Here is a 21,384-nt window from a genome sequence, read left to right as displayed (position 1 = left end):
GATAACTTCGCTGGCTGCGATCAGAATTCGGTCCATTCCTGCTGCAGCTTGTTGAGCGCTGCATTGCCCCGTGCGGCCGGGGGACGCGAGACCGACGCTGACGCCCGGACCGGGGCGGGGGTTACGGTTCGGGACGGAGCCGGGGTACGGTTACTCGCGGCCGGTGCGCTGCCGTTGCCGGTCTGGAAGGAGCTGAGCAGTTGACCCAATCGGCTGCTTTCCTGCGCAAGCCCTGCGCCGGCTGCATTCATCTGTTCGACCATGGCCGCGTTCTGCTGTGTCGCCTGGTCCATATGGTTGACGGCGCTGTTGATCTCGGACAGACCCATGGACTGCTCCTGGGCAGCTGTGGCGATAGCGTCCATGTGCTGGTTGATCTGCTGCACAAGTTCGGCGATGGCGGATAGGCCTTCGCCGGTGTCGTTGACGAGGCGGACGCCTTCGCTGACGGCGACTTCCGAATTGCCGATCAGGCTCTTGATTTCCTTGGCGGCATTGGCCGAGCGCTGCGCCAACTCCCGCACTTCCTGGGCGACGACCGCAAACCCCTTGCCGGCGTCACCGGCGCGGGCGGCTTCGACGCCGGCATTCAATGCGAGCAGGTTGGTCTGGAAGGCGATCTCGTCAATGACGCCGATGATCTGGCTGATCTGCCGGGACGCGTGCTCGATCTTGCCCATGGCGCTGACCGCATTGTTGACGACCTGGCTGGAGTTCTCGGCACGAGACCGGGCACCGCGCACCAGATCGCGTGCATCGCCGGCGCGCTTGGAGGTCGACTGGACGTTGGCGGTGACTTCCTCGAGTGCGGCGGCGGTTTCCTCGAGCGAAGCGGCCTGCTGTTCAGTCCGCTTGGAGAGATTGTCGGAGGCCTGCGAGATCTCATAGCTGCCGCTATTGACCAGCGACGCAGTCTGGCCGACGCCACGTATGGCATCGCGAAGCTGGCTGACCGATAGGTTGAAGTCGTGGCGGAGTGACTCGAACTGCGGCGCGAGAGCCACGTCAATTTCACAGACAAGGTCACCGGCTGCGAGACGGCGCAGTCCTGCGGCCAGCGCGCCGGTGGCCTGCATCAGGCGTTCTTCGGCTTCGGCTTCGGCGCGGCGCTGGACGTCGATGCGTTCGCGCTCCGAGGAGACCCTTGCCTCGGCCGCTTGCTCTTCGAGCGCCTTGTTGCTGATCGCGGCCTGCTGGAAGACCTCGACCGAGCGCGCCATCTCGCCGATTTCGTCGCGACGATCCACACCGGCGACCGCGATCTTTAGATCGCCGTGCGCCAAGGCTGCCATGGATTGAGTGATGACGCCGATCGGCTTGGTGACGCGGAAGACAATGACGCAGATGCCGACGACGCTGACGATAGCAGCGACAAGGAAGGTGAGTGCATAGATAACGAAATCGGTGAAGGCCTGGGACTGTCTGGCAGCGGCAGCGGCGACCATGCCATCTGCGGCAGCTGCAGCCGTATTGGTGATGAAGAGGAGGGCGTCATTGCCCATTGGCCGCCAGGCGTCGAGAGACATCGGCGCTTTCTTGCCGGCAGCGAATGTTTCGAGAAGTGCAGCGCGCTTCGGAGCAAAATCGCCGCCGAAATAGCCGGCCTCTGCCGCCCGGTAGGCGTCCTTCACAATTTGAAGCGTGTCCGGATGGTTGACGAGGATGCCGACCTGTTTCCAGGCGAAGGTCACGGTGTAATCGTTGAGCTGAATCCTGCGGAACTCTTCGGCCGTCATCGTCGCGCCTGCGCCGAGCGTGATGTTGAGCTGGAGGTTGGCTGCTCCTGCAAGTGCCCGCGTGGACCATGCCAGCGAGCGGATCTGGATCATTGCCGTCATCGACGGATCGCTCTCGCGAATCCGGGCTTCGGTGGCTGTCGAGCCGTTTTCCAGCGCCGTCAGCAGCTGCTGTCCGAGGTTTAGGGTGTTGTCCTGCAGGCCGGGATCACGGTCTGCCAGCTTTTTGGTGAGCTCACCATCAAGCTTTGAGCGGAATGACAGCACTTGGTCGAACGTGTTCATGACGTCGGCGATCGGCGCCTTGATCGCGTCGTCATTGATGCCAGCGTAAATCGCCTTGGCTTCGGCCATGGCGTTGTCCACCAATCCGCGATCCTTTGTCAGCGAAGCCAGAGTCCCGGTGAGGGCGTCTGTTTCCATTTTGGCAGCGGACGAACCGTCGCCACGCTCGTTGCGAAAGGTCGCAAGCGTCTGGAAGAGCGCTCGATCGAGAGCGGTAAGCTTCGATACGTCGCTGAAGACCCGCTCTTTATTGTAAGCCTCCATAGCGGATGATGCAGTGAGCACGCAGATTGCCGCACTCAGAAGAAGGCATATTCCAACCAGAATATTGCGGATAGATAAAGTCATAGTCGCCCCACTTGTGTTGCTGCCGGCGTCTGGCTGCTGGTTCGCATCCCGACTGCCGAATGTGCTGGAACCGCTCGCGTCAGTGCTACAGAAGCAATCCGCTGGCCGCCGAGTTTTTGCTCGTTCACAGGCTCATCATGGCCAGTCCAATTGTGTCGGAGGATAGCGATGGTTTTATTGAAACAGCATTAACGAAATTAGGAATGTGAGCGCGAACGCGGTCAATTTTCGCGACGAATTCGCAGACAACTCATCGCTGGACCGAGACGCCTGGTGCTCGACGCGCTACAGCTCGTACGACCCATCCGACGAGACCTTATCAGCCATTTGGGGTGGCAGTCGCCGCAACTGCATGTCGCCGGCGAAAGCCGGATCCAAACGGCTAACCGACCGGCCGCTTTCGATACGGCTTCCCTGGGGCGGGATCGTTTGGCCGGCGGCGATACTTGCATATCTTGCGGGTACCTCCGCTATTTGTGGCGACCGGCCAGCGGGATCTCAGTGTCTCCCATACTCTGTCGTCAAAGGGCACACCTGACCCGACTGAATGTCGTTCGCGCACGAGATATTATAACGCCGCCACACGTTGGAAATTACTCGCCACTGTTGCTTCGAGCGATCTCAGCCTGGACAGCCGCAATTGCGTTCTGAACAGTGGCAAGCGCCGACAGTGACGTCTCGTCCCATCCGCCAGTTTGCATTTTCGCGATGATTTCGGCCCGCTTGGTCAAGAACTCGCTCAAAATTTTTCCCATGTCGCAGTCCTGATTGGTTTCAGTTGTCGTCATGGATAATGTTTATATGCCTGATTGGTTGCTCGCCGCCCCATTGCACGTTTGCTGCGATGATTGGGAGTGCCAGTCAGCTACGGCTCCATCGCGCGGTAGTTGAAGCGAGATACCGCAATTTACAACAGGTTCTCCGAAGGTTTTCAAACTCCTGATCTTGTTCGCGCGCGGGAAATACCTAGCGCCCTTATGCTCCTAAGCCATCGGATAGGAGCATGCTGCGCACTCGGATAAATCCGGCGGTTTCGAACCTGGCGGCGCGTTGCTAGCGCCGGATCCTGTGGAGACGAAATCACCGCCGCGACGTGGTATAAGGAGAGCGTTGTGACGATCGAGCTTGACCCACGGCCGGCGCATTCCTGTCGAGAATGACGAGGCCATGTCGGCGCTCCCGATACTTCCGCTATCACCTTTTTGGACGGGAGCTTGTCTGGAATGTCGATCATTCCGATCTACGGTCCTTTCTCAGCCCCGCAATCATGATGTCTACAAGTCGTGTGGCCGCCAACTTCCAATGTGGACCCGGGCTGACGTTCGCAACACCAGCAACCGCGCGCAGCAGGTTGAGAGGGTCGATATCCAACTGAATATCGTGGTTTACCACGGCCCGCGAGGTCAGCAGCTCGATTGCTTCGCTTATCTGCGTACCCGATTTCGCATAAAGAGCGGACGTGCCGCCGACAAGCGAGTTGAGCGCGGCGTACATCCCATGTTTCGTGGCGATATAGTCGATGAACAAGAACATCCATTCCCGCAGCGCCTCGACAGGTGGATGCGTTTCGGCCAGTTGCTTGGCGGCCCGGGCGAGCTGTTCTGTTTCGTTGCGGTAGACGGCCTCGATCAGCGCGTCGCGATTTGGGAAGTGACGGTAGAGGGTCCCGATCCCGACCGCAGCCGTTTGCGCAATTTCTTCCAGGCTTACATCTGTGCCTTTCTCGGCGAAGGCAGCCTTTGCAGTATCGAGAAGGCGGAGCCGGTTACGTTCAGCGTCGGCGCGCGGTTTACGGGCAGGGGGCGGCACATCTTTTTTCGTCAAACGACAAATTACCCATTGATAAACGGAGGCTTCCTCCGTATCTAATCCGGAGGCACCCTCCTTTTATTCTATTCGCGTCCGGTGGACAATGGGTTCATCGCACTGGTGTCATTGCTTCGACAGCACAAGGAGACTTTTCATGACGGGACTTTTTGGAGCAAATTCCACCACGGACGACGTCCTGACTGGGGTCAATCTGCGCGGCAAGCGCGTGCTCGTCACCGGCGTCTCGGCCGGCCTCGGCGTTGAGACGGCACGCGCGCTCGCCGCGCATGGGGCGGAGGTCGTCGGTGCGGCCCGCGATTTAGCCAAGGCGGAGGCCGCTACTGCATCGGTCCGTGCGCAGGCTGCGAACGGCGGCCGTCTGGAGTTGGTTCAGCTCGACTTGGCTTCACTTGGAAGCGTTCGCGCCTGCGCCGACGCGCTGCTGGCGGACAAGCGTCCATTCGATCTTGTCATTGCCAATGCAGGCGTTATGGCCGCCCCCTTCGGTCACACGGCCGATGGTTTCGAAACACAATTTGGAACCAACCATCTGGGGCACTTCGCTTTTGTCAATCGCATTGCATCATTGATCGCATCAGGCGGGCGGCTGGTCAACGTCGCTTCTTCAGGTCATCGCTTCGCCGATGTCGATCTCGATGACCCGAACTTTGAGCAAACCCCCTACGACCCATGGATTGCCTATGGCCGGTCGAAGACCGCCAACATCTTGTTCGCCGTCGAATTCGACCGGCGACATAGGGCTCACGGCGTGCGAGCCACGGCGGTACATCCAGGGGGCATCCGCACCGAACTTGTACGCCATCTTGATGATGGAACACTCGAGGCGATGGTCGAGAAGATCAATTCCGATCTCGCCGCCGAGGGCAAGCCGCCATATCAATTGAAGACCATTCCGCAGGGTGCCGCCACTTCGGTTTGGGCGGGTGTGGTTGCCGCCGCCGACGAAGTCGCCGGCCGATATTGTGAGAACTGCCACGTTGCTACATTGGTGGATGGCACTATCAGCCCGGTCAGCGAGGGCGTTCGCGCCTACGCGCTCGAGCCCGAACACGCCAAAGCGCTCTGGGCCAAAAGCGAAGAGATGATCGGCGAGCGCTTCTGATCGCTATTGTCATCGAGCTCGTCTGCGGAGCCGGAAAGGCACCGCAGACGAGCCAACGGTCGCTGAGCTGATTCAAACTCTTGCCGTAACTTCTGAAAAGACCTTGGCGTCTTTGAGTTGCGCAAGTTGCCATTTGCGGCGCGTTCTACCGATGCTACGAGCAGATAAGTTCCATAATATATCTCCCCGCTTGCGCATCACGGAAGTATGTTTCCGATCTGTGCTTCGAAGGTCGCATGAGGTCTCAGCAGGAATGCTATCACCATGGGGCGGCATTTACCGTTCCATCGTCGAATCTTTTGTCAGCATGAATCTTCTACTGTCCAAGTCGGATACCATCGACAGCCTAACCGGGCACATCGGCGGCCAGCCACTTGAGTGCACTTTAAAGCCCCTTGCTGGGTCGCCGGTCCCGGCATGGCTGCGGGTGCTCGGTGACCAGCACGGCAGCGCCCTTGACCTTCTGCGTGACATCGGAAACCGGGGCGTGGAGCCCTGCTTTGACGCCTGGCGTCATCTATCCCAAAAGCGGGTCCGCCGGCGCTGGATCGAACCGCACCGGGCATTTGATGGTTTCCGGTGTCTCCTACTCTGGTCCGGCATCTTCATGAAGGTCTGCTTTCATTGTCGGTTGGCAAATCGATCGGATTGCCGGTCAACGTCTGAAGCTGGGTTAAGCAGGTCGAAAGGAAAAGAGCATAAAAGGAGAGTGGAATATTCCCATAACTTTAATCTGGTGACGATGAGCGCGACCTGGCAAATATTGATCGGCAATCTTGGCACGGTTGCGCTGGTGATCTCGATCTGGGCCCACCTGTACCATCGGCTTCGAGAGTATTCCGATCTTCAAACCAGACTGATGTTCGGTTTGGTCATGGGGATTGGCGCCATCGTGTCGATGATACTTTCAGTTCCCGTCAGGCCAGGAGCATTTCTCGATCTTCGTTTCTCGCTGATTGCGATCTCCGCAATATTCGGCGGACCGGCTTCGGTTCTTGCGACGGGCGCCATCGCGATCGCTTACAGGTTGCTCCAGGGTGGCACCGGCGTCTTCGTCGGTGTGGTAAGCATGGTGATTGTTGCGACCATTGGCATGGGGGGCTATGCCGTCGTTCGGGGTCGCGTGATCAAGCTGATTGACATCCTGGCGCTCTCGATCACGGTTGGCATTGCACTGCTCGTCACTATCATCGCGGTTTCGGGCCGGGGGGACGCAGCCACGTTTAGAAATGTCGTGCTCCCCGCCGTTCTCTTGAATTCACTCTCAATCGTGATAGCCGCACTGGTTCTTCTGCAGTTCCGCCGCATCGCATTCGAACGCGATCTCTTAACCGCTGCCCTTACGCAAATGCCCGATTTTCACTACGTCAAGAATCGTGAAAGCGAATTCGTCATCGTCAATAAAAACATGGCGACACACAACCATTTCACCTCTCCAGCAAAGATGGTTGGTATGACGGACTTCAACCTCACCTCCAAACGGCGGGCCGAGACACTCTATTTTGAAGAACAAGAGCTGATGCACAGCGGCGAAACTCAGATCGACAAGGTCGAGTTTCTGCAGGAAGGCGAAGACGAGCGATGGTATTCGGCAACAAAAGTTCCTTTGCGCGATCGACAGGGTTCGGTTATCGGGATGGCCGGCGTCACGCGTGACATCACAGCGGAACGGCGGGTCGAGCAGGAGCTGCGAGAGAACCGGAACATGCTGTCTCACGCCATGGCAGGGATGTCGGATGGCTTTGCGATGTTTGACCAAAAGGGGACGCTGGTGTTCTGCAACATCCAGTATTCCAACCTCTTTCCACTGTCAGGAGGGCTCCGGGTAGCCGGATCAAACATCAAGGATATTCTTCGAAAGGTCGTGGAGACGAATGAGCGCCGAGGGCTGCCGACGCATTCGACAGACGAGTGGATCGACAATGCTGCGGCGCATCTCCATAGGGACAAAGACGAGGAGATCGATCTCCATGATGGGCGGTGGCTTAGCCTTCGAACGCGACTAACCGCCGACGGAATGGCGATTGTTGTCGCCTCGGACGTTACGATCATGAAGCAGGCGGAACAGTCTCTCAGGATGGTCGCCGATCAGATGAAGTATCTGGCGGAGACCGATGGTCTGACGGGGACGGTCAATCGGCGCGCGCTCGATGAGGCGATTGCTACCGAATTAGCGTATAGCATCACAAACCGGACATCGCTAAGCGTGATGATGATCGATATCGATCGCTTCAAGCTCTACAATGACACCTATGGCCACCTCGCGGGGGACCAGTGCCTGAAGACTGTCAGCGATTGCCTTCGGGATGTCGTAAGGCCCGACACCGATATCGTCGCCCGGTTCGGCGGCGAAGAATTCGTGGTACTTCTGCCTGGAAGCGACGAGGCCGTCGCGCTCGAGGTCGCGCGCGCGTTTCGAAATCGCTTGAATGCGCTGCACCTGCCTCATTCTGCAAGCGAGTTCGGTCACGTGACTGTAAGTATTGGGGTGTCAACGAGGAATAGCCACGCGCCGGAAATCACCGCATCGCGCTTCTTGAAAGAGGCCGACCAAGCGCTCTATTCTGCAAAACGAAACGGCCGCGATCAGGTTGCTGTGTCGGATGGAGCGGCGGTCGCAGAGAAATACGCCAGCTGATTAGGAGACGGGCAGAACTGCCGGGAAGCGGCCTCGGTCCATCGATCGCTTTCGAATGGTTGGAGACAAGTACCGGCCTATGCAGGTCATGCGTCCGAATCCGGTCCTGACGACATGGCGTAAGCGGGTAAGAAAGCCAGGACGGCGCTTACGTCATGCGCGCCTCCGCTCAGAGATAGATGTCCAGATGAGGTAACCCGGAAATTGTGTCGTCCGGTCGGAGTCGGCATTCGATATTTATGGCGAAATATCAAAGTAATATCGCGGAATATTAGGATTTGAAGGGCTGAACCGTAATCATATTTGGTAATATCGAAGTACAGCATCTTGGTTATTGACCGTAAATATCGAATGTATACTATCTCGCGGCACTCGATATTTGGTTCAATCAACTCAGAAGTGAGATTGACATGCCGCCAATGACAGTCGCGACGATCCTGGGCTTTGCATTATTGGATGGACTTTCAACCACGTGCTTTGCCGAAACCTGGCATTTAAAAGGTGAAGGCGGTCAGATAAAAAGCGCTGAGTTGACACTGGAGCGAAGCAACGACCAGTCCATCCAGGGATTGGCGCAAGTCATCGACGCTGACGATGTGAAACGATCAGCGCGCGTGTTCGGCAGTCGGCGGCAATTTCTCATACAAGGCGATGCCGTGTGCTCTCTAGGCATAAAGCAAAGTTCTCCCATCGCTGTATCTGGAACTGCCAGCTGTGGTGGTGGCATTTTTAACTGGTCCGCCACTATCGACGGCGGCACGGTGGCGACAAAACCCAGCCTTCTTAAAGAAGGCGACAACCCTCGCGCAAGCCAAGCATATAAATCGCTAAGCGCCGGCAATCGAAGCTCAATCGACTTGGAGGTCGAGAATTATCGAAAACAAGAAGAGTCGCTCGGAGAGTACGCAGTCGTTCGCGACATCCAATGCCTGTCGGATCAATATTTGAACGTCCGTCTGCAAAAGCCAGATTGGTCTACCCAAGCTATTGAAACATTCATTCAATTTACCTGTGTGTTTCCAGAATCGGTTAACGCTCAAGCGAAGAACAGATGCATTGCCATTTACGGCGGGGACAGCTCAAGCACCAGCTATTCCGCGGGTAACCCCAACTTTTGTGCATGTTATGCAGACAAATACACGGAAAAATTTGTCAACAGTGCAAATAACAACGATTTGGTCGTGAGTACCTCGGGGGCTGACATAGCAGGAGAATGTCAGGCGGATCAGTAGCGAGCGCAGCGAACCAAAGCCATTGGCGAGATGAGCCACTTGATGTTGCTCGAACAGAAGTATTTCACAAGTCTAGCCAGATTCGACCGCTGATGCTCGGGTGACGAGGCGATCGGCACGCGGCGTAAACCGGTTGTCTTCGAATACTTCCATGCCGAAAAGCCTGTGATATATGGCCAGTATCGCGTCGATCTCAGCAATCAGGGCAGCGCATCTTTCAATGTGCCGAAAATTTTCAGCTTCAATCTCTTCGGAGATAGCGAAGGCACCGATCCCTTGTCTGCAACCGAGTGAAGAGCCCAACAAGTCCATAGGTCGGCGACGCGGATACCTTCAACGCGACCATCTAAGCCTCTGGTCCTGTGCGGGCCATCCATTGGCGAGCGGCCCACGGTTGCGGGACCGTAAGCATACGATTTTACAAGTTGACCGGCGGTTCCCATCCATCAAGGCGGCTACTGGCAGGTCAGTGTCCACAGCTGGTCTCACTAGCCTCGCGGCGTCACAGCGAAGAACTTGTAAGCGACAATGAAGACGAGGATCATGACGCCGATGATGAGCAGCTTCCGACGAGCGGTCGCAGGCTTCGGTGTCGCAGTGGGCTTCTTTGGCTTTCGAAATTTGATGACGTTATCGTCCATGCTCATCCACAACAACAAATCGAGATCGGAATTTAGTCTATAGATTGTTCAGGTGGCTATGTCGCTACTGGACTGTAGTATCGCTGATCTGCTCGTTTAGCGAAAGACATGGCGCAAGGTTGCGCGCTGGCCCGGAGCGGACTCTCGCCGGCGTGAGATCGAACGGCAGCAATGGGATGGGAAGCGGACCCGAGTCTACTGGCTGCCGTTGATCCGCTTCCGCCCGGTCTATCGTCCGAGATGCTCTGGGAACTCAGGTAGAAGGCGTCGGATCAAGGGCGCCCCAGTCAAATTCGCGTGCCCAGTCGGCGAAACGGTGCCAGTGGACTTCCTGAAAATCCCTGTGCAAGGCGGCGATATCGACGTCGTAGCCGACACGATCGAACCATTCGAACATCAGTGCCACATCCTCACTTTGCTCCCGAGCCGCGGCGATCGGGATCTCCTGATAGGTGATCGTGCGGCCGATGGCTTGCGAGAGGATTTTCGTCTGCTCCTCGCCGGATAACTCATCCCCGGCGAAATCGAAACGCTTGCCGAATACCAGCTCGCGCCGCTCGACCAAGGCGGCAACGAAAGCCCCAATGTCTGCCAAGGCTACCAGCTGGAGGACGCGTTTGGGAGGCATCGCGAAAGCATGCGTGCCCTGGCGCAGCGCGCCGATCGACCACGGCGCGACGATATTCTCCATGAAGGCGACCGGCGCACTGATTGTATAGGGGATGCCGAGCCCGGCGACATGGTTCTCGACCAGATACTTGCTTTCAAAATGCGGGATACCTGTCTTCTTGTCGGCATCGGCGACGGATGAATAGATCAAATGCCCGACGCCGGCAGCCTTCGCAGCGTCGGCGACAAGAATCCCCTGGTGGGTTTCCTCCTCCACCCCGGCCTCGTAGCTGTTGCCCATCAGAAACATCGTCTCGACGCCATTTGCAGCCTTCAGAACGGATGTCGCGTCGCCGAGATCGCCGACCACGATCTCAGCGCCTGCCGACGCCAGTCGCCGTGCGGCATCGCTGTCGGGCTTGCGAGTCAGTGCTTTGACGCGATGTCCTCTCGATAGCAGCGCGTGCGCAACCGCGCCACCTTGCTGACCAGTAGCGCCGGTAACCAGAACGTTTCGTTTGGTTGTCATGTGCGTGCTCCTTCGTTTCCAATGGAGCAAAGCTAAGACATGTCGCATTAAACCATAATAGTCTATAGTTGGGAAACATCGTCCCAATGGTGGATACAATGCTCGATCTCAACGACATTATGGTGTTCGCTCGCGTTATCGAGGCCGGTAGCTTCACCGCTGCTGCGCGTCTGCTGGGCATGCCCAAGACGACGGTTAGCCGCCGCATTGCCGCGCTTGAGCGCGAGGTCGGCGTCCGTCTGCTCCAGCGCACCACACGCAGCCTCAACGTAACCGACGCAGGACGTCTCTACTACGAGGAGAGCAACAAGGCGCTAAGGACAATTGAAGATGCAAATCTACGGCTGGCGGAAGCGAGAGCAGAGCCTTCCGGCACAATACGGATATCGGCTCCAGTCGGCTTTGGCGGTCACTTTCTGTCCGACGCGATTTTCGATTTTCTAACGACGTATCCCAAGACCAATGTCGAGTTGCGGCTGACCGACGACAGGCTCAATCTGGTCGAGAACGGTATAGACCTCGCATTCCGCACGGGAACCCTTCCAGACTCCACGCTCATGGCCCGCAAGCTCGGCTCTACGCATCGAATTCTGTGCGCCAGCCCGAACTATCTCGCGCGTCATGGCGTGCCAGTCGTGCCTGCGGACCTCACCCGCCATCACTGCGTCATCCCGGGCCCGTCGACAGCCAATGCGCACTGGTTGTTGGAGGGCTCGCATGGTTCGGAAACAGTAACGGTGTCGGGACGCTTCGCCGCCAACGAAATGCAGGCGGTCATTGCCGCTGCGATCGCTGGCTACGGCATCGCCCAAGTACCCCATCAGGTCGCCGAGGCTTTTATCAAGGACAGGCGGTTGAGCCGCGTTCTCGACGATTACACAACAGCGGTCGGCGGACTGTACGTCGTATACCCGAGCGGCCGACACCTTTCGCCCATGGTCAAGGCATTCATCGAGCTTGCAGTTGAGCGGTGGAGTGCGGCCGGAATCAGCGAGAGCGATGAGGCCGTGGTTGGTATCGAACCAGAGCAGTCCGGCTGATGAATAGGCTATGAGCCCGTTACCACATAGATGAAAGTCGGGCGACTATTCTCGGTCCGTTCCGGTCATTTCTGCTATCGTAGCCCGAATGGCGTCTTGCCGCTCAGTTGCCGCTGCCGATGTCATTCCTGCTCATGAAGTCCAGATAGAAGCCTTCAGTCTCTTCGTCGGCCGGAAACATCGTTTCGATGCGCATTTCCTCGACCGCTATAGTCTGCGGTGTGCCGACCGTGGTGATCATAGAGAATAGGTTGAGGGTATAGCGTTCCGCCCGAAACCTTAGCGGGATCATCGGCAGCACAGGCGTCTCCAGGCTGGAACGCGGGTCCTGCGGTATATCAGGATAGGCCATGAGCTCTGCCAGGAGCATCTGCGTGCGTTCATCGGAAACTTGACCGATCGCTTCCCTTTGGACGCGCCACAGAAGGCTGAGAGCCGTTTCCTCCCAGCACAACAGGAAGGGCCGCATCCCCTCGGGATCGAACATGAGGTGCAGAAGATTGCGTGGCCTCGGTCGCACCGAGAGGTCGATGAACCGACTAAAGAAGGCTGGGGCCGACGTGTTGGTCTCGATGACGTTCCAATAGCGATCCATGACGATCGCAGGAAATGGATCATGCTGGCGCAACACGCGTTTTATCGCGCGATCAATGCTCTGCATGGAAGGTGCATCGAGCGGTTCGTCGCGGTAAACTGGCGCGTATCCTGCCGCGACAAAGATGGGATTGCGCTCGCGTAGGGGAATCTGCAACGCATCGGCGATGTCGATGATCATCTGTCGGCTTGGCGTCGATCTCCCGGTCTCGACGAAGCTCACATGCTTCTGCGAGATACCCGTGTCCAGGGCGAGTTCCAGCTGCGGTTTGCCCCGGATTTCTCGCCAATGGCGCAGCTGTGTGCCGGCTGTCGTGGGATGGGAGGGCTGCAAGGCCGAAAAAGCTTTGGTCATGGTGTCCGAATAAACCGTAGCGGCGGGCTGGCCGCCAGGGGCGGCCTGACCCATTCTATATCAGGGCTTCACCCACGCGTATGCATCAAACGGCGGCTCAAGAACTGGACGGGTGACACTGCCGGTATAATTGGTGATCGTCGAGGCGGCGACGACAGCGATCACCTCGAGGAGTTCGTCCTTGCCGAAACCGGCCTGAAGAAACGCGTCTTTGTCTGCTTCCGTCAATCGCCCGCGGGTTTCGATCAGTGTCCGGGCGAACAGCGAAAGGGCGGCAGCCTTCGGCTCCATCGGCAACGCGCCGCTTCGAATTGCCTCGATATCTGCGGCGGGAATGCCTTGCCGGATTGCCAGAAGCGTATGAAAGCCGACCGCCCATTCGCAGCCATTCGTCACGGCGTCGGTCAGCAGCAATATCTGGATTTGCGGTTCGGTAAAACTGCCTCCATGCACGTTTTGGAAAAGCGCTGCCAGGCAGTTGATGAGAACCGGAGACGTCGACATGGCACCTGCGATGTTTGGGATGAAGCCGAAGGCATCATTCAGACCGTGCAGAGCCGGTTTTGACGCATCGGGAGCCGTCTCAATGGTATGGATTGGAAAATGAGGCATTGCATGACCTTTCAGATATCAGGGCTCAAATCGCGCAGTCGTCCGCTCCGCGCTTGATCCGACCATCTGAAAAAATCGGTATAATCTCAATTACCTGGGAGGTAATCACTTCAGCAAGGCGCGGTTTGCTGTTGGCCAAGTGGCCTACTGTTGCCCAAGTGGCTCAGATGGATCGCGCCAACGCGAGGTCAGAGCCGCTTTCAAATCCATGCGGACCTGAAAGCCGCCGAACGAAGACCTGTTGAAGTACAGGCCTTCTGACCTGCCGCGGCAGCTACCTTGTTTTCATTTGGCGACGGAGCTGCGATCCGCGGTCTGACAGGATGGTGGCAAGGCGGTTGATCCAATTTTGGATACTGGAAACCGCGTTTGCCATCCGACCATTCTGCTGTGCTACCCTGTCAAAGCAAAAACTGAGCACCGTAATCGCCGACATCAGCAGCGCGCCGAGTAGCATCGACTGGATTCGAGTGGTTGGCTCAAATTGCACGCAATAGAGCAGCATGTTCCCAAAGGCAAAGGTGAAGAGGCTTGTCCGGCCAAAGAATGTTTGCGATTTCCAAAGCGCAGCAGATGAAGCTGGCTGGCGCATTGTAATCAGGACAGTGGCGGCTGTGATGGCGTAAGCCCCGAGAATGCCGGCAGTGAAGTAGAGAGGATCGCTGTCCATCCGCATCGCCATGTTGCCAAGGCCTTTTTTCGTTTCAATATCAACGAACCAAGCGCCTGCGATAAGCGGTAGTCCGGCGCCAAAAAGCACAAACAAAGCACGCCGGGCAATTCCTGGCGACGCGCTCGATGCCGCGCCGACCAAGATATTCCCTAGTGCCATTCCAAAGATGACGAGCGTCATGCCGTGCAAGACGGACGGCCCACCTAGCTTGGCTCCGCCTATTCCAAAAAGGAACATCGCAAGCCGATCCATTTCCATTGGAAGACCAAGGTCCACGGGGCTTGGCAGCCCTCGCACGACTGGATGAAGAATGTGAACGGCGACGGCTAGAATAAGAAGCGGGATTAAGCCCAGGCTTTTGCGAGCCCACAAGAGGGCAGGAGCCACAGTAAGAGCGATTGCGTAAAACTTCAGAATGTCCGTAAATGGGGTCACCCCCAGCATGCTAATTGTCGATAGAGAAAAAAAGAATGAGTATTCTGGCTTGACGAAAAACAGAACGACGACAGAGAGACTGTATAGCAACCAGCATTGAATTGCCCGTGACCACAGGCGAGCTATTGATATACTGCGCTTGCCAGTTTCAAAGCGGGGCAGGTAGACCACCTCAAGCATCGTACCGAAGAGCACGATGAAGGTCGGCGTTGCGAGCGCCATCAATAATTTTAGTGCGTCAACGTAGGTTCCCTGAAAGAAAGCTGCGGATTTGCTCACCACCCAGACGTGGCTTGCCATCGCTAAGAAAATCGCACAGGAACGGGCAACATCAATCCCAACTATGCGGGTTACTGCAATTTTGGCTGCCATCCCTCGGCAATTCCTTTATGAATGAGCGAGTGCAAAAACCCGTACTAACGACACAATATGTTTAAAACGGCGCACCTTTGCAGAAGGTTTGACCGGACGTGTGGATTGGAGAACAAGAGCCTAACGGATGACGGTGTGATCAGTGCCCCGGCCGACTGGCTCCGGCGATCCAATCCGCGACCGTTCGACGGCGATCGAGTGGACAGGGCCGTTGCCCAACCAGCGCCTCACCGCAACCATATGTCGTCAGCGAGAACGCTGGCGGCCTTGCAACTGTTGAGATATTTCTTTTTCTAGACCTCGCACGGCCTCACCAGCGAGGATGACTGGCATGCCCGTGAATAGATCAAACACCGTCGACGAACCGTCGATCTCCCACTTCATATCGAAACGCTCAAATCTGGTTTTCTGCGTCGCTTCTCCCCGCAGCCGACTACCTTTGCCCCTTATCGACAGGCAACGTAGAGCGCAGAGCGGACGTGCAGACCACGGAAAAGCCCGCTGCAGGGGGACAGCGGGCTTTTTGTCGCGCCGAGATCTTGGAGGGAGACGGCGAATCTGAAACCGAATGGAGGTCTCGTGTGCAGATAACAACTGGGCGCGACAATGGTTCCCATCTTGTTGGCACTCTAGCTCAGCCCATGCGCACGCGAATAGGTGCTTTTATCAGGCGATCGCCAATCGGAAAGTGACCCGGCATCGGGCTGGAATATCTGCACCAGAAGCGGGTAGCACTTCGCCTCATCGCTGGAATGGCCCGTGCCACAGTCGCCACCTGGACACGCGGACAGGGCTGCGAGGAGGTCGATTTCCGCGAAGAATTCGATGAAGTCGCCAGGTCTGACCGGGCTTGCCTTCATAAAATACCGATGGGTGTCTTTCGTGAAGCCGGTGCACATAAACACATTCAGCACATCGTGAACATGGGATTCGGCGTCCTGAACGGTCATCCCCGTTTCCGCGGCAAGTGCTCGAGCGAGATTTGAATGGCAGCAATGGTGATAGTCGTCCCCTTTGAGGAGTCGGTTCGTATAGGGATCGCAACGGGTGCCAATCACATCGTGAATACCAGCGCCGTCGTCATCCCAACCATACCACGCAAGTGTGTCATGCGTTATCGTTGCCATCGGCCGGAGATTTGGCAAGCTGCTCCACAGCCGATCGCCGACGTTCACGTGGGTGGCATGAAGGGCTCGGGTCTTGCCGCTGAAAAACTGCTCGGATAGATCCTGGGCATTCCAAAGGTTGAGATCGCCGACCTGTGAGCCTTCGAGGCTAATGACGCGGAAGAAATGTCCTTTTGGCACTCGAAAGGCGCGTGCGTCTCTGGCAGGAACAATGATCTCATCAATCCTTGCCATGTTCTCCCTGGCAGCATTCAACATGCCCATGTCACGCAGCCGAAGCGTCTCGACAGGGTAGACGACAACAGGTGGCTTGGCTCGTCGCTGCGCTGCGTCGCTCGGCGGCGAAACATCTGTCGTTGGCGGCATATTCTGATTTCCTGAATTTGCGTTGTCGGGCTGTCGGGCAATCTCACCCTCCCTATCAGATATCAGATATCAGTCGGCGTCGGTTCCCGGCAACAGAGTAATTCTTGCTCTAAGGCCAAGCCTGGCTTATGCATGACGCATGAAACTTCCGCCCCTTAACGGTGTCAGAGCCTTTGAATCGGCCGCTCGCCATCAGAGCTTTGCCAGGGCCGCGTCCGAGCTCAATTTGACGGCGACGGCCATCAGCCAACATGTTCGGGCCCTGGAGGATTGGCTTGGAACAGCGCTGTTCATCCGCCATCCACGAGGGGTCGCATTGACCAAGGAGGGGCAAGAATTCGGCAGCGCTGTGACCCACGGACTGAGGCATATCGCTTTGGCAGCCCAGCGTGTTGCACCCACGGGTGAAGCCAGGCCGGTCAGTCTTGCTTGCATAGCATCCGTGGCGACAAGATGGCTTATTCCGCGTTTGCCAGCCTTTCGGGCGGCCCATCCCGACATTCTGTTTAACGTTACCTATGCCCTGGACGCGGAAACGCCGGAGGCAGCTGGCGTTGATCTCCTGATACGCCACGGTTGTTCGCCGGCCATGGACGCGATAAGGCTTCTCAGCGCGGAAACGCGCCCGACGTGCTCGCCTGATTTTCTAGCCCGCAATGGTCCGTTCGCTTCCCCATCCGACCTTCTCAATACCGAGTTGCTTCATGATGAGACGACTGCGGCATGGGAACGATGGTTTGCCAATTCTGGGATCAACATGAGGCCTCAAGATGGCCTGACCTTCGCGGATTTCAGTTTGCTGATTGGATCGGTGATCGGCGGTCAGGGTGTCGCGCTTTGTCCCACAGCGCTGATTGCGACTGAACTCGCACAAGGCTCGCTGGTAACCCTCTTTGATCTCCCGGCGGATATGGACAAGGCCTATTGGCTTATTGGCGCAAAAAACTTGTCTCGACCGGCGATCATCCTTCGGGAATGGTGTTGCTCGGCAGTCAATCGTGAGAATGCGGCCGTCCCGGCCAAGTTTGATACTTAAATGCAACCCCGAAGCGATCACGCATCGCAGTGTTCGAAGTTCTAGGCCCATCTTAAGATGTTCGGCCATCATGGGCGCCGCAGCCAATCTCAGTTTCAGTAAAAGCGGGCGTCGTTTGCTATCAAATGCCAATTCTCAAATTGCGTACGAGGCTAAATATCTGATATCGTTGAAATAAATTTCTAACGATTGACCGCCGAGCGACAACCCGGAATGAGGTGAAACTTGCCGATCTGAGGTTTGCATCGTTACAACGGCGGTCATCGGACAGCATGGTGCTCGCGCATGGTCTCGGCTGAGCGGCGAACGACTTCGGATATCTGCAGGAACTGTGCGATCAGGGGGGTTGAATTGCGCCAAATCATTCCGATCGTACGCGAGGGTTGGGGAGACGGAAATCGCGAGATCGAAACCTGTGCTGAGCGCTTTTCCACTGACACCGCCATCTCCGGGATCAAGGTTATACCGATGCCGGCACTTACCATCTGGACCAATGTGGACAGAGAGCTACCTTCCATGACTTCGCGAGGGCGCGTCGAGCCAATCTTGCAGAATGACAAAGCTTGTTCCCGGAAACAGTGCCCTTCCTCAAGCAGCAGCAATCGCATTTCGCGCAGCGCATCGCGTTCAGGGACCGGCTTGCCTTCGTCTTCGCGTCGTCGGACGAGGACAAACTCCTCCTCAAATAGCTTGAGTTCCGTGAAGGCGGGTTCCGACACAGGCAACGCAACGATTGCCATGTCAAGTTCGCCGCGCGTCAGTTCCTGAATCAACTTTGATGTCTGCGTCTCGCGCACCTGCATCTGGATACCATCGAACGTCCTGCTTAGATCGTTTATGATTGCCGGTAGCAGATAGGGCGCAATCGTTGGAATGATGCCGATGCGCAGGCGTGTCAGGAACGGATCTCGCGAAGCGCGTGCCAGATCTCCAAGTTCCTCCACAGCGCGAAGGATGTCGCGAACCCGGAGCGCGAACATCTGTCCGAATGCCGTCAATTTCACTTCGCGCGCGGTCCGCTCAAAGAGCTCGCTGCCTAGCTCCTGCTCGAGTTCCTTGATCTGCATTGACAATGCTGGCTGCGATATCGAACAGGCGTCCGCTGCGCGCCGGAAGCGGCCGTCTCGTGCCAGCGCTTCAAAATAGCGAAGTTGTTTCAGTGTGAAGTTCGTCATAATCTCACCTTATCGCGACGATCAGTAAATCCAACTTAAATTTATAGGGTTCTTCCGATAAGGAAGAGTCCAGGAAGGTTGCGCGTCGACATATGCGTCCGATCGACAAGTAGGAGTAACGGTCTGGATAGCGCAACCGTACCGATTTTTTTACGAGGCGATGCCGCTTCTCAAACCGACATCAGCAGCTAGCAGGGAGAAGACTATGGACCAGCAAACCGACAGCGCGGGCAAATGTCCCGTCGCTCATAATACGGCCCGAGGCGGCAGATCAAACGGCGACTGGTGGCCTCACCAACTGAACGTCCAGATACTTCATCATGGATCCGGTCGCTCTGATCCCATGGGCAAGGCGTTCAACTATGCTGAGGAGTTCAAGAAGCTCGATCTTGACGCGCTGAAGAAGGACCTCAACGCACTGATGACGGATTCGCAGGAATGGTGGCCGGCAGATTTCGGCCACTATGGCGGCCTGTTCATTCGCATGGCGTGGCACAGCGCCGGCACATACCGTATCACCGACGGCCGCGGCGGCGCCGGCGCCGGCCAGCAGCGTTTTGCGCCGCTCAACAGCTGGCCGGATAACGCCAATCTCGACAAGGCCCGCCGGTTGCTCTGGCCGATCAAGCAGAAATACGGAAACAGGATCTCCTGGGCCGACCTGATGATCCTGACAGGTAACGTCGCCCTGGAATCAATGGGCTTCAAGACCTTCGGCTTTGCCGGTGGCCGCGCCGATGTGTGGGAGCCGGAGGAGCTCTTCTGGGGTCCGGAGGGCACTTGGCTGGGCGACGAGCGCTACAGCGGCGAACGCGAGCTGGCCGAGCCGCTCGGTGCCGTGCAAATGGGGCTCATCTACGTCAATCCGGAGGGTCCTAATGGCAATCCCGATCCACTCGCCTCCGCACGCGACATTCGTGAAACCTTCGCCCGCATGGCGATGAACGATGAAGAGACCGTGGCGCTGATCGCGGGCGGCCATACTTTCGGCAAGACCCATGGCGCTGGCGATCCGTCGCTGATCGGCGCTGATCCGGAAGGTGGTGCAATCGAGGATCAGGGTCTCGGCTGGAAAAGCAAGTACGGTACCGGCATCGGTGCCGACGCCATCACCGCCGGTCTGGAAGTGACTTGGTCACAGACGCCTACTCGATGGAGCAACCACTTCTTCGAAAACCTATTCAATTTCGAGTGGGAGCTCACCAAGAGCCCCGCCGGTGCTCATCAGTGGACGGCGAAGAATGCCGAGGCCACCATCCCGGATGCCTACGATGGGTCGAAGAAGCATCGTCCCGCCATGCTGACCAGCGACCTGGCGCTCCGCCTCGATCCGGCATACGAAAAGATCTCGCGCCGCTTCCTCGATAATCCGGACCAGTTCGCCGATGCGTTCGCCCGCGCATGGTTCAAGCTCACCCACCGCGACATGGGACCGAAGGTTCGCTACCTCGGCCCGGAAGTCCCGGCAGAAGACCTGATCTGGCAGGATGTGATACCGCTCGTCGATCATCCGCTCGTCGACGACATCGATATTGCCGACCTGAAGAACAGGATCCTCACCACCGGCCTCTCGGTCCAGGAACTGGTCTCCACCGCCTGGGCTTCCGCCTCGACCTTCCGCGGCTCCGACAAGCGCGGTGGCGCCAATGGAGCACGCATCCGACTTTCGCCGCAGAAGGACTGGGATGTGAACCAGCCGGCACAGCTGGCAAAGGTTCTGGGCATTCTTGAAGGCATCCAGGCGGATTTCAATGCCGCCCAATCGGGCGGCAAGAAGATCTCGCTGGCCGACCTGATCGTTCTGGCCGGTGCCGCAGGCGTCGAGAACGCGGCAAGGGCTGCCGGCCAGGACATCGCCGTGCCATTCACGCCCGGCCGCATGGATGCGTCGCAGGAACAGACGGATGCCGCGTCTTTCGCGGCGCTGCAGCCGCGGGCCGACGGTTTTCGCAATTATGTCGGCGGCCGGCAGTTCATGAAGCCGGAAGAGGCCCTCGTCGACCGGGCTCAACTCCTGACGTTGACCGGGCCGGAAATGGCCGTGCTCGTCGGCGGCTTGCGCGTGCTGGATGTTGGCAAGCCCGAACATGGCGTGTTTACAGCGCGCCCCGAAACGTTGACGAACGATTTTTTCGTCAACCTGCTCGACATGGGCACGCTGTGGTCACCCGTTGATGGCAAGGACGGCATTTACGAAGGACGCGACCGCAAGACGAACGAGGTCAAGTGGACGGCTACGCGCGTCGACCTGATCTTCGGTTCACACTCGCAGCTTCGCGCCCTCTCGGAAGTTTACGCTTCCTTTGACGCGAAGGAGAAGTTCGTCAAGGACTTCGTCGCAGCTTGGACCCGGGTGATGAACGCCGATCGCTTCGATCTCGACTGATCGGCAAAAGCTCGCTTGGACGTAGTCCTTTTGGCTACGTCCAAGGATCATCACACGGAATTTTCATCAGCAGACGTCGTCGTTTTGGATGAAGCAAGCTCTGCGGGTTGCGGGGAGTGGTCTGTGCTTGCGTTTGGTCTGCTGTCTTCGGCAGGATTGGCCTCCAAAGAGTATTCTAGCGACCTCACCCTGCCACGGTGCAGGCCGCTACTCACCCCTGATGGGATCTCAAGACCTTCGATGGATCCCCTGTCTCGCGGGCC

Annotated in this window: 16 protein-coding genes; 6 read left to right on the top strand and 10 right to left on the bottom strand. The window is 57.5% G+C overall.

Going from position 1 to position 21,384, the window contains the following annotated elements:
- Positions 1-20 precede the first annotated feature (20 nt).
- The 3 genes from CPY51_RS06900 to CPY51_RS06890 form a co-directional block, all read right to left on the bottom strand.
- Entirely contained in the window at positions 21-2,369 is a 2,349-nt protein-coding gene (locus CPY51_RS06900) for a methyl-accepting chemotaxis protein (protein ID WP_111159544.1), read from the bottom strand.
- Positions 2,370-2,962: 593 nt separating this feature from the next.
- Positions 2,963-3,124 (bottom strand): hypothetical protein, encoded by a 162-nt coding sequence (locus tag CPY51_RS32480; protein ID WP_154677721.1) that lies wholly within the window; start codon positions 3,122-3,124, stop codon positions 2,963-2,965.
- A 475-nt stretch (positions 3,125-3,599) separates the two neighbouring features.
- A complete protein-coding gene (locus tag CPY51_RS06890) occupies positions 3,600-4,193 on the bottom strand; it encodes a TetR/AcrR family transcriptional regulator (RefSeq protein ID WP_111159542.1) in 594 nt (197 codons plus the stop codon).
- 139 nt (positions 4,194-4,332) lie between these two features.
- On the opposite strand from CPY51_RS06890, the gene CPY51_RS06885 reads away from it, so the two are divergent.
- The 3 genes from CPY51_RS06885 to CPY51_RS06875 all read left to right on the top strand — a co-directional run bounded on the left by CPY51_RS06885 (position 4,333) and on the right by CPY51_RS06875 (position 9,171).
- Positions 4,333-5,301 (top strand): SDR family NAD(P)-dependent oxidoreductase, encoded by a 969-nt coding sequence (locus tag CPY51_RS06885; protein ID WP_111159541.1) that lies wholly within the window; start codon positions 4,333-4,335, stop codon positions 5,299-5,301.
- Positions 5,302-6,010: 709 nt separating this feature from the next.
- On the top strand, positions 6,011-7,939 hold the full coding sequence (locus CPY51_RS06880) for a diguanylate cyclase (protein ID WP_195909443.1): 1,929 nt from the start codon (positions 6,011-6,013) through the stop codon (positions 7,937-7,939).
- A gap of 410 nt (positions 7,940-8,349) precedes the next feature.
- Positions 8,350-9,171: a hypothetical protein gene (locus CPY51_RS06875; RefSeq protein ID WP_111159539.1), complete on the top strand. Its 822-nt coding sequence runs from the start codon at positions 8,350-8,352 to the stop codon at positions 9,169-9,171.
- A 488-nt stretch (positions 9,172-9,659) separates the two neighbouring features.
- Here the strand turns inward: CPY51_RS06875 and CPY51_RS32740 are convergent, their stop codons facing one another.
- Together CPY51_RS32740 and CPY51_RS06865 are read right to left on the bottom strand one after the other, a co-directional pair.
- Positions 9,660-9,812, bottom strand: a complete 153-nt coding sequence (locus CPY51_RS32740) for a hypothetical protein (RefSeq protein WP_195909442.1) — start codon at positions 9,810-9,812, stop codon at positions 9,660-9,662.
- Between the two features lie 253 nt (positions 9,813-10,065).
- On the bottom strand, positions 10,066-10,950 hold the full coding sequence (locus CPY51_RS06865) for an NmrA/HSCARG family protein (protein ID WP_111159537.1): 885 nt from the start codon (positions 10,948-10,950) through the stop codon (positions 10,066-10,068).
- Positions 10,951-11,048: 98 nt separating this feature from the next.
- Between CPY51_RS06865 and CPY51_RS06860 the strand changes: the two genes are divergently transcribed.
- The gene (locus CPY51_RS06860; protein WP_111159605.1) at positions 11,049-11,990 is read left to right on the top strand and encodes a LysR family transcriptional regulator; all 942 of its coding nucleotides are present in this window, start codon (positions 11,049-11,051) and stop codon (positions 11,988-11,990) included.
- Positions 11,991-12,093: 103 nt separating this feature from the next.
- On the opposite strand, the gene CPY51_RS06855 is transcribed toward CPY51_RS06860, so the two are convergent.
- The 4 genes from CPY51_RS06855 to CPY51_RS06840 all read right to left on the bottom strand — a co-directional run bounded on the left by CPY51_RS06855 (position 12,094) and on the right by CPY51_RS06840 (position 16,524).
- Positions 12,094-12,939, bottom strand: a complete 846-nt coding sequence (locus CPY51_RS06855; RefSeq protein WP_111159604.1) for a helix-turn-helix domain-containing protein — start codon at positions 12,937-12,939, stop codon at positions 12,094-12,096.
- Between the two features lie 60 nt (positions 12,940-12,999).
- The gene (locus CPY51_RS06850; protein ID WP_111159536.1) at positions 13,000-13,551 is read right to left on the bottom strand and encodes a carboxymuconolactone decarboxylase family protein; all 552 of its coding nucleotides are present in this window, start codon (positions 13,549-13,551) and stop codon (positions 13,000-13,002) included.
- A gap of 274 nt (positions 13,552-13,825) precedes the next feature.
- Entirely contained in the window at positions 13,826-15,031 is a 1,206-nt protein-coding gene (locus tag CPY51_RS06845) for a hypothetical protein (protein ID WP_244598499.1), read from the bottom strand.
- Positions 15,032-15,660: 629 nt separating this feature from the next.
- Positions 15,661-16,524 (bottom strand): urea carboxylase-associated family protein, encoded by an 864-nt coding sequence (locus CPY51_RS06840; RefSeq protein WP_111159535.1) that lies wholly within the window; start codon positions 16,522-16,524, stop codon positions 15,661-15,663.
- Positions 16,525-16,663: 139 nt separating this feature from the next.
- Here CPY51_RS06840 and CPY51_RS06835 point away from each other — a divergent pair, with 139 nt between their 5' ends.
- Positions 16,664-17,560, top strand: coding sequence for a LysR substrate-binding domain-containing protein (locus tag CPY51_RS06835; protein ID WP_111159534.1), 897 nt, complete (start codon positions 16,664-16,666; stop codon positions 17,558-17,560).
- 260 nt (positions 17,561-17,820) lie between these two features.
- On the opposite strand, the gene CPY51_RS06830 is transcribed toward CPY51_RS06835, so the two are convergent.
- Entirely contained in the window at positions 17,821-18,735 is a 915-nt protein-coding gene (locus CPY51_RS06830; RefSeq protein WP_111159533.1) for a LysR substrate-binding domain-containing protein, read from the bottom strand.
- 205 nt (positions 18,736-18,940) lie between these two features.
- Between CPY51_RS06830 and katG the strand changes: the two genes are divergently transcribed.
- Positions 18,941-21,121, top strand: coding sequence for a catalase/peroxidase HPI (katG, locus tag CPY51_RS06825; RefSeq protein WP_111159532.1), 2,181 nt, complete (start codon positions 18,941-18,943; stop codon positions 21,119-21,121).
- Positions 21,122-21,384: the final 263 nt, after the last annotated feature.

The sequence above is a fragment of the Arminella tubonensis genome (assembly GCF_003240585.1).
Classification (GTDB): domain Bacteria; phylum Pseudomonadota; class Alphaproteobacteria; order Rhizobiales; family Rhizobiaceae; genus Rhizobium; species Rhizobium tubonense.
This window is presented reverse-complemented; position numbering and strand designations above follow the sequence as displayed.

Coding starts and splice junctions, on each gene's coding strand:
- CPY51_RS32740 (WP_195909442.1), bottom strand. CDS start 9,812: ATGGACGATAACGTCATCAAATTTCGAAAGCCAAAGAAGCCCACTGCG.
- CPY51_RS06885 (WP_111159541.1), top strand. CDS start 4,333: ATGACGGGACTTTTTGGAGCAAATTCCACCACGGACGACGTCCTGACT.
- CPY51_RS06840 (WP_111159535.1), bottom strand. CDS start 16,524: ATGCCGCCAACGACAGATGTTTCGCCGCCGAGCGACGCAGCGCAGCGA.
- katG (WP_111159532.1), top strand. CDS start 18,941: ATGGACCAGCAAACCGACAGCGCGGGCAAATGTCCCGTCGCTCATAAT.
- CPY51_RS06845 (WP_244598499.1), bottom strand. CDS start 15,031: ATGGCAGCCAAAATTGCAGTAACCCGCATAGTTGGGATTGATGTTGCC.
- CPY51_RS06835 (WP_111159534.1), top strand. CDS start 16,664: ATGAAACTTCCGCCCCTTAACGGTGTCAGAGCCTTTGAATCGGCCGCT.
- CPY51_RS06855 (WP_111159604.1), bottom strand. CDS start 12,939: ATGACCAAAGCTTTTTCGGCCTTGCAGCCCTCCCATCCCACGACAGCC.
- CPY51_RS06830 (WP_111159533.1), bottom strand. CDS start 18,735: ATGACGAACTTCACACTGAAACAACTTCGCTATTTTGAAGCGCTGGCA.
- CPY51_RS06850 (WP_111159536.1), bottom strand. CDS start 13,551: ATGCCTCATTTTCCAATCCATACCATTGAGACGGCTCCCGATGCGTCA.
- CPY51_RS32480 (WP_154677721.1), bottom strand. CDS start 3,124: ATGGGAAAAATTTTGAGCGAGTTCTTGACCAAGCGGGCCGAAATCATC.
- CPY51_RS06865 (WP_111159537.1), bottom strand. CDS start 10,950: ATGACAACCAAACGAAACGTTCTGGTTACCGGCGCTACTGGTCAGCAA.
- CPY51_RS06875 (WP_111159539.1), top strand. CDS start 8,350: ATGCCGCCAATGACAGTCGCGACGATCCTGGGCTTTGCATTATTGGAT.
- CPY51_RS06900 (WP_111159544.1), bottom strand. CDS start 2,369: ATGACTTTATCTATCCGCAATATTCTGGTTGGAATATGCCTTCTTCTG.
- CPY51_RS06860 (WP_111159605.1), top strand. CDS start 11,049: ATGCTCGATCTCAACGACATTATGGTGTTCGCTCGCGTTATCGAGGCC.